This is a genomic window from Clostridium sp. BSD9I1, from assembly GCF_900185645.1.
Classification (GTDB): domain Bacteria; phylum Bacillota; class Clostridia; order Clostridiales; family Clostridiaceae; genus Clostridium_AK.
In genome coordinates, this window is the sequence record NZ_FYAM01000024.1 from 251,775 (window position 1) to 266,385 (window position 14,611).

Annotated in this window: 12 protein-coding genes, 5 tRNA genes, 1 riboswitch and 3 other annotated features; of the genes, 1 reads left to right on the forward strand and 16 read right to left on the reverse strand. The window is 32.1% G+C overall.

What is annotated here, in order from left to right; genetic code table 11:
- Positions 1–62: 62 nt before the first annotated feature.
- From pheT to ytxC, 10 genes are all read right to left on the reverse strand, one after another.
- Positions 63–2,441, reverse strand: coding sequence for a phenylalanine--tRNA ligase subunit beta (gene pheT, locus BSD9I1_RS14735; RefSeq protein WP_186430971.1), 2,379 nt, complete (start codon positions 2,439–2,441; stop codon positions 63–65).
- Positions 2,442–2,487: 46 nt separating this feature from the next.
- Positions 2,488–3,507, reverse strand: coding sequence for a phenylalanine--tRNA ligase subunit alpha (gene pheS / locus BSD9I1_RS14740; protein ID WP_035308187.1), 1,020 nt, complete (start codon positions 3,505–3,507; stop codon positions 2,488–2,490).
- Between the two features lie 59 nt (positions 3,508–3,566).
- Positions 3,567–3,777, reverse strand: a binding site (T-box leader).
- Positions 3,778–3,815: 38 nt separating this feature from the next.
- Positions 3,816–4,616, reverse strand: coding sequence for an RNA methyltransferase (locus BSD9I1_RS14745; RefSeq protein WP_186430972.1), 801 nt, complete (start codon positions 4,614–4,616; stop codon positions 3,816–3,818).
- Between the two features lie 18 nt (positions 4,617–4,634).
- Positions 4,635–5,303, reverse strand: coding sequence for a TrkA family potassium uptake protein (locus BSD9I1_RS14750; RefSeq protein WP_035308183.1), 669 nt, complete (start codon positions 5,301–5,303; stop codon positions 4,635–4,637).
- Positions 5,304–5,314: 11 nt separating this feature from the next.
- The gene (locus BSD9I1_RS14755; RefSeq protein ID WP_186430973.1) at positions 5,315–6,661 is read right to left on the reverse strand and encodes a TrkH family potassium uptake protein; all 1,347 of its coding nucleotides are present in this window, start codon (positions 6,659–6,661) and stop codon (positions 5,315–5,317) included.
- A 146-nt stretch (positions 6,662–6,807) separates the two neighbouring features.
- Positions 6,808–7,167 carry a 50S ribosomal protein L20 gene (gene rplT, locus BSD9I1_RS14760; RefSeq protein WP_035308179.1) on the reverse strand — a complete coding sequence of 120 codons (360 nt, stop codon included), beginning with the start codon at positions 7,165–7,167 and terminating at the stop codon, positions 6,808–6,810.
- Positions 7,168–7,194: 27 nt separating this feature from the next.
- Positions 7,195–7,392 (reverse strand): 50S ribosomal protein L35, encoded by a 198-nt coding sequence (gene rpmI, locus BSD9I1_RS14765; protein ID WP_035308177.1) that lies wholly within the window; start codon positions 7,390–7,392, stop codon positions 7,195–7,197.
- A gap of 21 nt (positions 7,393–7,413) precedes the next feature.
- Positions 7,414–7,908: a translation initiation factor IF-3 gene (gene infC / locus BSD9I1_RS14770; RefSeq protein ID WP_242966506.1), complete on the reverse strand. Its 495-nt coding sequence runs from the start codon at positions 7,906–7,908 to the stop codon at positions 7,414–7,416.
- 67 nt (positions 7,909–7,975) lie between these two features.
- Positions 7,976–8,094: a sequence feature (ribosomal protein L20 leader region), on the reverse strand.
- 41 nt (positions 8,095–8,135) lie between these two features.
- Entirely contained in the window at positions 8,136–10,058 is a 1,923-nt protein-coding gene (thrS, locus tag BSD9I1_RS14775; RefSeq protein WP_035308172.1) for a threonine--tRNA ligase, read from the reverse strand.
- 55 nt (positions 10,059–10,113) lie between these two features.
- Positions 10,114–10,333: a binding site (T-box leader), on the reverse strand.
- A 46-nt stretch (positions 10,334–10,379) separates the two neighbouring features.
- Entirely contained in the window at positions 10,380–11,291 is a 912-nt protein-coding gene (gene ytxC / locus BSD9I1_RS14780) for a putative sporulation protein YtxC (protein ID WP_186430974.1), read from the reverse strand.
- A 131-nt stretch (positions 11,292–11,422) separates the two neighbouring features.
- Between ytxC and BSD9I1_RS14785 the strand changes: the two genes are divergently transcribed.
- Positions 11,423–12,157, forward strand: coding sequence for a DUF6873 family GME fold protein (locus BSD9I1_RS14785; RefSeq protein WP_186430975.1), 735 nt, complete (start codon positions 11,423–11,425; stop codon positions 12,155–12,157).
- 79 nt (positions 12,158–12,236) lie between these two features.
- Here BSD9I1_RS14785 and BSD9I1_RS14790 read toward each other — a convergent pair.
- The 6 genes from BSD9I1_RS14790 to cobT all read right to left on the reverse strand — a co-directional run bounded on the left by BSD9I1_RS14790 (position 12,237) and on the right by cobT (position 14,069).
- Positions 12,237–12,311: transfer RNA gene (locus tag BSD9I1_RS14790), tRNA-Cys, on the reverse strand.
- Between the two features lie 9 nt (positions 12,312–12,320).
- A tRNA-Gly gene (locus BSD9I1_RS14795) sits at positions 12,321–12,395 on the reverse strand.
- Positions 12,396–12,399: 4 nt separating this feature from the next.
- Positions 12,400–12,475 (reverse strand) — tRNA-Phe (locus tag BSD9I1_RS14800).
- A 3-nt stretch (positions 12,476–12,478) separates the two neighbouring features.
- A tRNA-Asp gene (locus tag BSD9I1_RS14805) sits at positions 12,479–12,555 on the reverse strand.
- Between the two features lie 9 nt (positions 12,556–12,564).
- A tRNA-Val gene (locus BSD9I1_RS14810) sits at positions 12,565–12,640 on the reverse strand.
- Positions 12,641–12,992: 352 nt separating this feature from the next.
- Positions 12,993–14,069 (reverse strand): nicotinate-nucleotide--dimethylbenzimidazole phosphoribosyltransferase, encoded by a 1,077-nt coding sequence (gene cobT, locus BSD9I1_RS14815; protein WP_186430976.1) that lies wholly within the window; start codon positions 14,067–14,069, stop codon positions 12,993–12,995.
- A 308-nt stretch (positions 14,070–14,377) separates the two neighbouring features.
- A riboswitch (cobalamin riboswitch) is annotated at positions 14,378–14,553 on the reverse strand.
- Between the last annotated feature and the right edge of the window lie 58 nt (positions 14,554–14,611).

Here is a 14,611-nt window from a genome sequence, read left to right on the forward strand (position 1 = left end):
CATATATTATTATATCTATTTTAACACAAATTAACTATGGTTAAAATATCAATTTGTAGGATTTATCTAAGTTGTGCTCCTAGCCTATTTTCAAGAGTTCTTACAATTTTATCATGAACCTTATTTACCTCTTCATCAGTTAAAGTTTTATTTTCTAATCTATAAAGAATAGAGTAAGCTATACTCTTTTTACCATCAGGTATTTGTTTACCTTTATAAACATCAAATAATTTAACCTTTTCTACCATCTTTCCACCTTGCTTTAAGATGATATCCTCTATTTCTTGCACTAATATAGCATCGTCTACCAAAAGAGCCATATCTCTTGTTACTGCTGGGAATTTAGGAAGTACTTTATATACCTTATTTAAATTTGCATTTGCAAATAATACATCCATATTTAGTTCTGCTATGTAGCATCTTGCTTCTATACCATAGTTTTCAGCTACATCAGGGTGAACTTCCCCTAAAGTTCCTAAAAGCTCTTTTCTTATATTAACACAAGCTGTCTTTCCAGGATGGAATGTTGGGTTTTCACTTTCACGTGCAAAACTAAGTTTTTCTACTCCTAAATGCTCTGCTATATTTTCTACTACACCTTTTAAGTTTAAATAATCAACATCTCCATATAATCCTATAGTTAGAACATTTCTTTCTTCTGGAACTTCATTTTCATTTTCTTTAGACATATATACCTTACCTATTTCAAAAAGCCTTGCTTCTTCATTGTTTCTTGAATAATTTCTAGCTAACGCTTCCATCATAGAAGGAATTGTAGTAGTTCTCATTATGCTATAATCTTCACCTAATGGGTTTCTTATCTTTATGGCATTTCTAAGTTCATTGTCTTCAGATATTTTTATCTTATCAAATACCTTAGGACTTACAAATGAGTAACTTATAGATTGATTTAATCCGCTTCCCATTAAGGCTGCTATTACCTCATCTTCTAAATGCTGCTTCTTGCTCTTTCCTCCTCTTTCACTTACACTTCTTATAAGCGTTGTAGGAATATTATTATATCCATAAATTCTTGCTATTTCTTCTGCTACATCTTCTTTTATATTTACATCAGATCTAAAAGTTGGAACATTTATGTGGAGTGTATCTTCGTTTACTTCAGTAAATAAATCTAATCTATCAAGATAAATCTTCATTTCTTCTTTTGATAAATTTGTTCCTAGAAAATCATTTATCCATTTTGAACTTATCTCCAATGTATGTGATTCTAACTTTTCTTCATATATATCTATGGTTCCTTGCATAACTTCCCCTGCATTTAATTTTTCCACTAAATGACAAGCTCTGTTCATGGCAATTTCTACTAAATTAGGATCTAAGTCCTTTTCAAATTTTGCTGATGCTTCAGTTCTAAGGCCTAGTTTTTGAGAAGATACCCTTATATTTGTACCATCAAAATTAGCACATTCAAATATTATTGCAGTAGTATCTTCTTTAACTTCTGAATTAAGTCCGCCCATTATTCCTGCAAGTCCTATGTTTCTTTCTCCGTCTTTTATACAAAGTACATCTTGATTTAATGTTCTTTCAGTTTCGTCAAGAGTCACAAACTTTTCTCCATCTTCAGCTCTTTCAACTACTATTCTACCTGAAGTTATTTGCCTACAGTCAAAAGCATGCATTGGCTGACCAAGTTCAAGCATTACAAAATTTGTTATATCTACTATATTATTTATAGGTCTTACCCCTGCATCTATAAGTCTTTCCTGCATCCAAGAAGGAGACTCTGCTATCTTAATATTTTTAACTCCTCGAGCCATATATCTTCTACATAATTTATCTTTTACTTCTACCTTTAATGAATCTTTTATATTGTCATTACATTTTACACTATATGTTGTTTCAGGCATAGTGTATGTTGTATTCATAGTAGCAGCTGTTTCCCTTGCAATTCCAACAACACTTAAACAATCTGGTCTATTTGAAGTTATTTCAAAATCAATTACTGCATTATTTAATCCTAAAACTTCTTTGATGTCTTTTCCGATAGGAGTATTCTCTGGTAATATCATAAGCCCATGTACGTGTTCTTCTGAAGCTATACCTAATTCTTCTTCTGAGCACATCATTCCATTGGAAACTATTCCTCTAAGCTTTCCTTTTTTTATCTTTAATCCATTAGGAAGCAGTGAACCATGTAATGCAACAGGAACTATATCCTGTTCCTTCATGTTGTTTGCTCCAGTAACTATTTGCACAGGTTCTTCTAATCCTACATTTAACTGACACACCACAAGCTTTTCTGCATCAGGATGAGGTTTTATCTCAAGTATTTTTCCTGTTACTACATTTTGTATTTCATCTCCCGAAGTTATAACTTCTTCTACTTTGGAACCTGAAAGCGTTAATGCATCTCCAAGCTCATCTGGTGAAATATCTATATTAACATAATCTTTAAGCCATTTAACTGGTACTTTCATTTTTATTCCTCCTTAAGTGATTTTAAAATTTGCTAAAATATCTCTATTAAAATTGATTTAAAAATCTCATATCACTTTCATATAAAAGTCTTATATCATCTATTGCATACTTCATCATTACCATTCTATCTACACCAAATCCAAATGCAAATCCTGAATACACTTCAGGGTCAATTCCACAGTTTCTTAAAACTTGTGGATGAACCATTCCACAACCTAATATCTCTATCCATCCGCTTCCCTTACAAACCTTACAACCATCTCCATTACATACAAAGCAAGTAGCATCCATTTCAGCAGAAGGTTCAGTAAATGGGAAATGGTGAGGTCTAAATTTAGTTACAACCTTATCACCAAACATTTTTTTTGCAAAAAGGTCTAGTGTTCCTTTTAAATCTGCAAAGGTTATTCCTTTATCTATTACAAGACCTTCCATTTGATAAAATATAGGTGAATGAGTAGCGTCTACAGCATCAGAACGATAAACCTTTCCTGGTGCAATCATCTTTATAGGAGGTTCTTGTTTTTCCATTGTTCTTATTTGTATAGGTGATGTTTGAGTTCTTAGAACCAAGCTGTCATTTATATAAAATGTGTCTTGTTCTCCTCTTGCTGGGTGATTTTTAGGAATATTTAAAGCTTCGAAGTTATAGTAGTCAAGTTCTACTTCTGGCCCCTCCTCTATAGTAAATCCCATAGAAATAAATATTTCTTTCATGCTTTCCAGCGTTAAATCAAGAGGATGTCTTTTACCTAAAAACTGTTTCTTTCCTGGCATTGATATATCAATAGTTTCATTTTGTAGACGATTTGTCTTTTCCTTTTCTTTTATAACTTTATATGTATCTTCTATAAGCTCTTCTATACTACTTCTTACTTCATTTGCAACTTTACCTACAATAGGTCTTTCCTCAGCACTTAAGGCACCCATTCCTCTAAGTATTTGAGTAAGCTCCCCTTTTTTTCCAAGATATTTTACTCTTATGCTTTCCAATTCTTGAGCTTCATGAACTTTTTTCAGTTCTTCTATAGCATTATCTCTTATTAAATTTAATTTTTCTTGCATTTTATTAATACTCCTTTCTCTATATAAGTTTTAAGACATATAAAAAAAGCCCCTCCCCATGAAGGGACGAACTTTATATCCGCGGTACCACCCTAATTGACTTAATGTCCAGCTTAAAATTATAACGGCTTAGCCGCTAACTGCTACTATAAGTTCACAGTTAGAACTCAGAAGTGAACTTCAATATAAATATCAATAAAAGGGCTTTCAGTCTATGACCCCTTCTCCCTGAAGTGGACTTATATTTACTCTCTTCTTCATAGTTTCAGTATTTTATTATAACATCTTAATTCTAAATTTTACTTATTTTAAATTGAATTGTCAACCTTTTTTAAGTTTTGTCTCACTCTTTCAAACATCATAATTGATGCTGCTACTGCTACATTTAATGATTCAGCTTTACCAGGCATAGGTATTTTAAACTTTTCATCACTTAACTTTAGTATTTCATCACTTATACCGCTGCCTTCATTACCAACACAAATTATAATGTTTTTATTTAAATTTATGTCATAAAAATCATGGCTTTCTTCTAAAGAACTTACTAAGATTTTGAAGCCATTATTCTGTAAAGTTTTAGTTATAGAGAGATCAGTATCCTCTATTATTGGAATGTGAAATATTGAACCCATAGTAGACCTTAAAGTCTTATCGTTATATACATCAACAGTTCCTTTGGTTAAAATTACTCCTAGTGCTCCAGCTGCATGAGCACTTCTTATTATAGTTCCCATATTCCCTGGATCCTGAACCTTGTCTGCTAATATATAAAATCCATCTGTGGCTTTTATTTCAGTATTCTTATATCTTGCTATAGCCAGTATACCTTGAGGATTTTCAGTATTACTTATAGTTTTAAAAAGTTTATCTTCTACAGAATATATCTTTGTATACTCCTTTATATTATATTGAAAATCATATTTATAAAACTTTTCTAAAGCTTCTTCTGCTATAAATAATTCTTCAATATAAAAATTTGATTTTAGTGCTTCTTCTACAAATCTAAAACCTTCTACCAAAAATTTTTTATTGATAGTTCTATGCTTTTTTTCTTTAAGCTTCCTTACTTCCTTAATAGATGAATTATCTTTACTAGTTATCTTTTCCAAAAATACTCCACCTTTTTCTTATTTGCTATTTCCAATTTGGTTTTCTAATTTATTCAGCTCATCTGCACAGCCGATTGCAACTATTACGTCTCCAGCTTCTAACTTATCATCTGCCATAGGAGATACATTAATATCATTATCCTTTTTTACAGCAACTATATTTATTCCAAAATTAGCTCTTAAATTTAACTCTTGAAGAGTTTTTCCTTGCCATGCCTTTGGATTTGCTATTTCAGCTATGCTGTAATCTGGTGATAATTCTATATAGTCTAATATATTTGAAGATACTAAGTTATGAGCTACTCTGACTCCCATATCCCTTTCAGGAAGAACAACTCTATCTGCACCTATTTTGTAAAGTACCTTTGCATGAATCTCACTATTTGCCTTTGCTATTATAAGATCTACACCTAATTCTTTTAGCAATAAGGTCACCATAACACTAGATTGTAAATCCGAGCCTATGGTTACTACAGCTACATCAAAATTTCTTATTCCAAGAGATCTTAAAGTATTTTCATCTGTAGCATCTGCCTGCACAGAATGAGTAACACTATCCGATATATTTTGTACTGTTTCCTCATCTACATCTATTGCTAAAACATCATTACCTAGCGAATATAGTGTCTTAGCCACTGAAGTTCCAAATCTACCTAAACCTATAACAACAAACTGTTTCTTTGCCATAATAACACTCCTTATCCTACTAGTATCTTATCTTCAGGATATTTTATTTTATTTGAATTTACTCTATTAGCTAGAGCAAGAAATACAGTAAGTGGGCCTAACCTTCCACAATACATTGTAAATCCAACAACTATCTTTCCTGCAAAGGATAATTCAGTTGTAAGTCCTAATGACATACCTACTGTACCAAAGGCTGATGTTGCTTCATATAATATATACTCAAGCGATGCACTTGGTTCAGTTAAAGAAAGTAACATAATAACTGTTATTACCAATGCCAATGCAATGATAGTAATTGATAAAGACTTATAAACAGTATCCTTTGCTAATCTCTTCTTGTATATTTCAGTATCTTCTCTGCCTTTTACAATACTAATCACAGTCATAGCCAAAACTCCTGCAGTAGTTATTTTAATACCTCCAGCAGTAGATCCTGGCGCTCCACCTATAAACATTAAAATAATAGTTAAAAATACTCCTGCATTAGTCATATCACTGGTAGAAATAGAATTAAATCCAGCAGTTCTTGGCGTTACAGCTGCAAAAAATGAAGATAAAATTTTTCCCTTAAAGGACATATTCTTCATAGTTCCCGGATTATTGCTTTCAAATATAAACATAAGTACAGTTCCAGTAACTAGTAAAAAAGCAGTAACTGAAAGAGCTACTTTTGAATGAAGTGATAGCTTTCTTAATCCTTTAAAATTATAAATTTCTTGCCATACATAGAATCCTAGTCCACCTATTATTATAAGAATGCCTATTGTTATAATTATAACAGTGTTATCTGCGTAAGGAGTAAGACTTCTGAACTCTCCCATAAGATCAAATCCTGCATTACAAAAGGCTGAAATAGAATGAAAAACACTATAATATATTCCTTTTACAAGTCCAAACTCAGGTATAAATTGAGTTGATAATAATAATGCTCCAGCTAGCTGTATTGAAAATGTAAAAATCAATACATACTTAACCATTTTCACTAATCCCTGAAGTGAAAACGAATTAAGAGCCTCTTGCATAACTAATCTTTCTTTTAAGGTAATTCGTTTTCCTAACAAAAGAGCTATTAATGTAGCAAAGGACATAAATCCTAATCCACCTATTTCAATCAAAAACATTATTACGGTTTTGCCAAAATAGCTCCAATGAGTTCCTGTATCTACTGTTACAAGTCCCGTTACACACGTAGCTGAAGTAGAAATAAAAAGACAATCTACGAATGGAGTCCTGCTCCTATCCTGGGAGGCTATAGGTAAATTTAATAAAATTGCCCCTATCAATATAACCGTTGCAAAACCTACTACTAAGATTTGCACCGTGGTAAGTTTAAAGTACTTCCCTATACTAATTTTCATTTTAAGCACCTCATGATTACTATAATTCCATGGCATTAACAATTATTATAGCATTGGCATACAAATTGTCAAACTTATGTAGATAATATTTATATAAATAATTCCGTAAAATTTAAAAAATGCAGCTTTTAAAGCTGCATTTTTTATTAAGCGTTAAGCTGTTTTTTTACTACTTCTACTAATTCTGCAAATGCCTTTGGATCATTTATAGCTATTTCAGAAAGCATCTTTCTGTTTATATCTATTCCTGAAAGCTTCATTCCATTCATGAATCTTGAATAAGAAAGACCATTCATTCTTGTTGCTGCATTAATTCTAGCTATCCATAGTTTTCTAAAGTCTCTTTTTCTTAACTTTCTTCCTACGTAAGCATTTCTTAATGCTCTTATAACTGATTCATTAGCTGTTTTGAATAACTTGCTTTTTGCTCCATAGTAACCTTTTGCAAGTTTTAACACTTTTTTATGATATTTACGAGCGTTCATAGCTCTTTTAACTCTTGCCATTTAATAAACCTCCTTCTAGCCTACCTATTATAGGTATGGTAATAATTTCTTCATTACTTTTTCCTGTGTTTCAGACACATATGCTGTCTGTCTTAAATTTCTTTTTGTCTTTGCACTCTTTTTAGTTAGGATATGGCTCTTGAAAGCCTTAGCTCTCTTTAGTTTTCCTGTTCCTGTAAGCTTAAATCTCTTTGCAGCAGCTTTTTTTGATTTCATTTTTGGCATAATCTTTTCCTCCTCTCAATATCAAGCCCTTTTAGGAGCTAAAATCATTGTCATATTTTTTCCTTCTAATTTAGCTGGCTTTTCAACTATACACACACCTTCAAGTTTTGTCAAAAATAAATCTAATATTTTTTTACCTAAATGTGAATATTCAGCTTCTCGCCCTCTAAATCTAACAGTTACTTTAACTTTATCTTCTGCAAGTAAAAATTTCCTTGCATTGTTAGCCTTAATTTCAATATCATGTTCCTCTATACTTGGGCTTAATCTAACTTCTTTAATGTTAACAACTTTTTGATTTTTCTTAGCCTCTTTGTCTTTTTTAGCCTGCTCATAAATGAATTTTCCATAATTCATTATCCTACAAACAGGAGGTTTAGCAGTAGGAGCTATCATTACTAAATCTAGTTCCTTCTCTTCTGCAATTTTCAGGGCCTCAGAGGAACTCAATATTCCCAATTGGTCGCCATTATCGCCAATTACTCTTAGCTCTTTTTCCCTTATATCTTCATTCATAAGGTAATCTTTACTAATAACATTCACCTCCCAAGAGAAATAAACATCAAATAAATGATTATTTTATGTATTAAAAAAAGGACGGCAAATGCCGTCCTTTTATATGCAACAAAATAAAAATTGCTATCCATATAACCCTACTAGCGATGCTGTAAGGTGAGAAACGGCTGGTTTCTTCTTAACACAACAAATTTTACTATAATATTATCTACTTGTCAACAAGTTTTTTATAAAGTGCATCCTTCAGTTGATTTACTTTTGATTTCTTCTTCTATCTTAGCTATGAAATCATTCAATTCCATTGCTCCTAAATCTCCGCCTTTTCTTGTTCTTAAGGCTATTTTTCCTGCTTGCATTTCCTTATCTCCTATTACAATCATATAAGGAATTTTTTGAAGCTGTGCTTCTCTTATCTTGTATCCTATTTTTTCATTCCTGTCATCTAATTCCACTCTTAATCCTCTTTCTTTAAGAGTTTCAACTATGTTTTTAGCATAATCCTTTTGTGAATCTGTTATATTTAATACTCTAATCTGTACTGGTGCAAGCCAAGTTGGGAATGCTCCCGCATAGTTTTCTATAAGTATTCCTATAAATCTTTCTATACTTCCAAATACAACTCTGTGGACCATAACTGGTCTATGTTTTTCCCCATCTGCTCCTACATAAGTTAAATCAAATCTTTCTGGCATTTGGAAATCAAGCTGTATAGTACCGCACTGCCATGTTCTTCCCAAACAGTCTTTCAAGTGGAAATCTATTTTAGGGCCATAGAATGCTCCATCCCCTTCATTTACCTTATAGCTTAATCCTGCGGCATTTAAAGCTTCTGCAAGTCCATTTGTAGCTGCTTCCCAATCTTCTTCACTACCCATTGAGTCCTCTGGTCTTGTAGATAATTCAACAAAATACTCAAAACCAAAGCTCTTATAAAATCCATCTATTAATTTAATTACATTTAATATTTCGTCCTTTATTTGCTCTCTAGTCAAAAAGATATGAGCATCATCTTGAGTAAAGTATCTTACTCTCATAAGACCATGTAAAGCTCCAGATAATTCATGTCTGTGAACCATTCCTAGTTCACCAAGTCTAAGTGGAAATTCCTTATAAGAATGCATTGCGCTCTTATAAACAAGTATTGATCCTGGACAATTCATTGGTTTTACAGCAAAATCTTCTCCATCTATTTGTGTAAAGTACATATTATCCTTATAGTGATCCCAGTGACCTGACTGATGCCATAATTTTTCATTTAATATAATAGGAGTTCTTATTTCTTGATATCCTGCTTTAGTATGTGTTTCTCTCCAGTAATTTTCAAGAAGATTTCTAACTACCATTCCCTTAGGATGGAAAAATGGGAATCCTGGACCTTCTTCATGTAGGCTGAATAAGTCTAATTCCTTACCTAGTTTTCTATGATCTCTCTTTTTAGCTTCTTCTAACATATGTAGGTATTCTTCTAATTCACTCTTTTTAGTGAATGCTGTTCCGTATATTCTTTGAAGCATTTTATTTTTTTCGTCGCCTCTCCAATAAGCTCCTGCTACTGAAAGAAGTTTCATTGCCTTAACCTTTCCTGTAGATGGCACATGAGGGCCTGCACATAGGTCTGTAAAATCTCCCTGCTTATAAAAAGATATAACCGCATCCTCTGGAAGATCTTGAATTAATTCAACCTTATATAATTCATTATTTTCCTTCATTAATTTTATAGCATCTTCTCTTGAAAGTTCGAATTTTTCTAATGCATAATCTTCTTTTATTATATTTTGGATTTCTTTTTCTATCTTATCGAACATTTCTGGAGTAAAAGTAAAATCGGCGTCAAAATCATAGTAAAAACCTGTATCTATAGCAGGTCCTATTGCTAATTTTACTTCTGGGTAAAGTCTCTTCACTGCTTGAGCAAGTATATGTGAAGCAGTGTGTCTTAATGTTAATTTACCACCTTCATCTTCAAATGTTAATATTTCAAGAGAGCAGTCGTTATGTATTTCTGTCATTAACTCACTAGCCTCACCATTTATTTTTGCTCCTAATGCTTTTTTGTAAAGGGCAGGGCTTATCTTCATAGCTATATCCGCTACCTTAGTTCCCTTTTCAACCTCTAAAACTTTTCCATCTTTTAAAGTTACCTTAATCATAATATCCTCCTTATTTAATTTAAATATATTGCAAAAAATAAAAAATCCCCCCATACACTGGGACGATTTATAACCGTGGTTCCACCCAAATTAATAATATATATAATATATTATCTTCTTTGAACCCTTAACGCAGGCAACGGTAATACTTACTAAATTTCAGTATACAGCTCTAAGGTGGTTTTCAACAACATTATTAAGAAAATCTTTCAGCCCGTGGATTTTCCTCTCTAGTAATAATTTAATTGCTTACTCTTCCTTTTCATTGCTTTTTTTAATTATATTATTAACATTAAATTCTGTCAATAAAAACTATGACTTTTACAACGGACTTTTTCTTTTTATTTTATTGCACATCTTACACTCACTACAAAATTCCACCTTTTGAAGAAACACCTTACTTATGGTGCTTATTATTTCTTGATTAAAAGAATTTTCCGAACAATGTATGACTATTTTTTCCGGACAATAAGTTATTAAATTACTTATAAGCATATCTTCAAAATTCACACCATTTAAAACTTCAGTACTTATTTTGCTTTTATGTATATCAGCCATAAAACTTTCTGTTATATCATTGCCATCTTTATCTCTAAGTATATATCTTCCCTCGATATCTATAATTATATTTAATTCATCTATTCTACTTTCTTGTATGTTCACGAAGTACTGAAGTAACTTTATAAATTCATCATATTCCTTTTCAACCATATGGTCTTCTACTATTTTTTCAAGTATGCCTTCTAAATACATCTCCAATTCCTTCATCCTAAACATTACAAATCCATTTATATTTATTTCGTTATTTTCTTTTACACAATCTATTATCTTATCTATCATTTCATTTTTTCTATTTAAATAAAATATATTCTTATCATCTATTAAAAAAGTTTCGTTATTAAATATTTCTACACTTTTATTTTTTATCTCTATTATTTCTTCATCAGTAAGAAAAAAATAATTCTCTGCTAAAAAATCTACAAGATTTTTTTTAAAAAATTCTTTTACAACTTCCCTATATAATATATTAGCTATATATAAATTAAAGATTTGAAAATACTTTTCATTAAACTTTTCCTTAGCAAAATATATTTTAAGAAAGTGAGTGCTTTCATGTATGCTTTCCCATATTCCAACTTCTATTTCTTTATTTTTAAAATATTCTTTTAAGCTATTAACACTATCTATAATATCTTCTACTTCATTTTCATATACCAATGTAAAGTGCTCCATACTATTCTCACTCCTTTCTAGGATAGTATATGTGAAATTTAAAAGTGTATACATAGCATGCTTGAACATATTTCCCAGGAAATTTGACAAAAATAGCATAACTAACTTAATATGTAATATGGGTGAGAAATATGAAATATGCATTAGTAGATTATAAAATAAATCTTGTAGAAAAAAGCAATTTAGAAAAACTAGGATGCAAAGTATTAACTTGTCCTCCTTACGAAAAACTATATACGGCTGTATGCGGCCATCCTGATATGCTTATTCATATAATAGATAAGGAAAGCATATTAGTACACAAAGATATGCCTACTGATTTTGTCGAATTGCTGAAATCTTTAAATTTCAATGTGTTAAAATCTAACTCATCAATTTCTGATAAATACCCTTACGATATTACACTAAATGCGGTTAACTTATCAAAATTATTTATGCATTACTTAAAATACACTGATGAAACATTGCTTAATAAAGTAAAAGATAAAATTTTAATAAATGTAAAACAAGGCTATACTAAATGCTCCACTGCTATAGTTTCTGAAAGAGCACTAATAACTAGTGATAAAAGCATAGCTAACTCTCTTAAGAGCACCGATATTGATGTGCTTTTATTACCTCCAGGTGATATTGAACTTCCTGGGCTTGACTATGGCTTTATAGGAGGATGTTGCGGCAAAATAGATGATAATACCTTAGCCTTTTATGGGGACTTGTCTTATTACGCTTATGGCAAAGAAGTGCTATCATTTCTAGAAAAATATAATGTGAGACCTGTTTATTTAAGAAATGGAAAACTTATTGATAGAGGAAGCATCTTTGTAGTTGAGTGCCACTCACATGGCAAGTGGCAAGTTACAGATTAACAATCTGTTTATAACTTGCCACTTGCCACGTGGGTGGCACGAAAAAAAGCTTCTAGAGATTCTAGAAGCTTTTTTGTTATGGAGGCGCCACCCAGATTTGAACTGGGGAATAGAGGTTTTGCAGACCTCTGCCTTACCACTTGGCTATAGCGCCATATAAAATTGGAGCGGAAGACGAGATTCGAACTCGCGACGTTCACCTTGGCAAGGTGACGCTCTACCACTGAGCCACTCCCGCATTGTGGTGGCTGGACCAGGAATCGAACCAGGGACACGAGGATTTTCAGTCCTCTGCTCTACCGACTGAGCTATCCAGCCATTTGGCGACCCAGAAGGGACTCGAACCCTCGACCTCCGGCGTGACAGGCCGGCACTCTAACCAACTGAGCCACTGGGCCGCAGTATCATGGTGGGAACAACAGGGATCGAACCTGTGACCCTCTGCTTGTAAGGCAGATGCTCTCCCAGCTGAGCTATGCTCCCATAAATACTTGCGTGTCGTTTAAGACAATTATTATTATATAAGCTGATATGACTTTTGTCAACAAAAAAATTAAACTTTTTTATATTTTTATAGAAACTTTCGCCAAAGCGAAATTTCTTCCTTCAGCAGTATGCATGAAGATACTTTTAATATTGAATATAAGTATGAGATTTACATTGTAGAAAACATTGAGCAAGCGAAAAGTAGAAACATCTCTCTTTTCTGAGATGTACTGATTTATAACGAAATCAAAGAATTTCTATAAATCATGCAGCTCTTTATTTGTGTAGCAACCCGTTTTCCTAAATGTAAATCTCATACGTGAGGTTCAGTATTAAAAAACGTGGTAATTTACTCTTCTCTAATATCTACAAAAAATTCAGTGTTGTGTATACTTGCCTCTTCTAGCGTATGCATATCATTCATTATACATAAAGCAGATTCTATTACTAAAAACTCTATAGGACATCCTGAACCTTCTCCCAACCTCATATCTAAACCTAAATTTGCCTTAAGACCTATTTCATTCATTACACAAGTTGCACCTGGTTCTGCTGGGATATGAGACGGAAACATAAAATCTTTTACATTGGGATTTAACTTATAAGCACACAATGCAGCTGCTGAAGATATAACCCCATCTATTACAATGGGTACTCTATTTTTGGCTGCACCTAGAAAGCATCCACATAATCCTGCTATATCAAAACCACCTACTTTTGATAAAACATCTATAGCATCACTTTTATCAGGATTATTTAATTCAATAGCCCTTTTTATTACATTTTTTTTGTTTACAAATTGTTCCTCTGTAAGCCCAGCACCTTTACCTACTATTAAATCAGAATCTATTCCAGACAGTACGCTTATAACTGCCGCACTAGTGGCAGTATTACCCATTCCTGCCTCTCCAGTACCAAATAAATCATATCCCTCACTTACATATTTATCTACCATTTCTATTCCTACTTCAATGGCTCTTATAGCTTCTTCTCTTGACATAGCCGCTTCTTTTGCCATGTTTTTAGTTCCATAAGCTATTTTTTTATTTATTATCTTAGGGTTATTAAAGTTTGCATTCACACCTATATCTACTACGCATACATCTGCTTTAGCATAATTAGATAAGACACCTATACCTGTAACACCTTTAGTATAATTATCTGTAATAATAGCTGTAAGCTCCTGAGGGCATGCACTAACTCCTTCTACTAACACTCCATTATCAGCACTCATAACTATAGTTATTTTTTTATTTATTTTATTCTTTACTTTCCCAGTAATACCAGATATCTTTACAGCTATTTTTTCTAATTCTCCTAAACTTCCTATAGGTTTACTAAGGCTATCCATTCTCTTCCAAGCATCTTTTATCGCCTCATCATTAGCTGGTGCAATACTTTGCAATGTTTCTTTTAATAATTCCATTTCCCATTCCTCCTAAAATTTAAAAATAATAATTTACTTTTTATAATACTAATAGCACTTATTTTCAAGGTCTTAACTCTTACTGCATTTTTAATATCAAGTGATTCATAGGTTCAGGTGGTATATACTAGATAAAAACAAATAAGAATCATCCCAAATCAACAGGGAGATTCTTATTTTAAATATGTACTACTTATTAATATAATGGTTTAAATAACTTAAATATGTTATATCATTAAAAAATAAAATCCCTTGCAAAAGCAAGGGAATACATATACAAAGTAAGCTTATATCTTCCCTCCGAAGCATTGTAGCAATGTATTTCAGGCAGTTCTCCTGGCTTAAGTTTCTTCCTCCTCCCTCCTTCCTAGAAATATCTAGTGGATAAATGGGATTTGTCAACTCTTACAGTAGCGGGGGCTGCAGTGGCTTCTCACCACTTTCTCTTTTAAACTATATCAGCACCTAAAATAATCATATTAAATTTTTACTAACTATGCATGATTTATAGAAATTTATAATTTCATTATAAATCAGCTCAT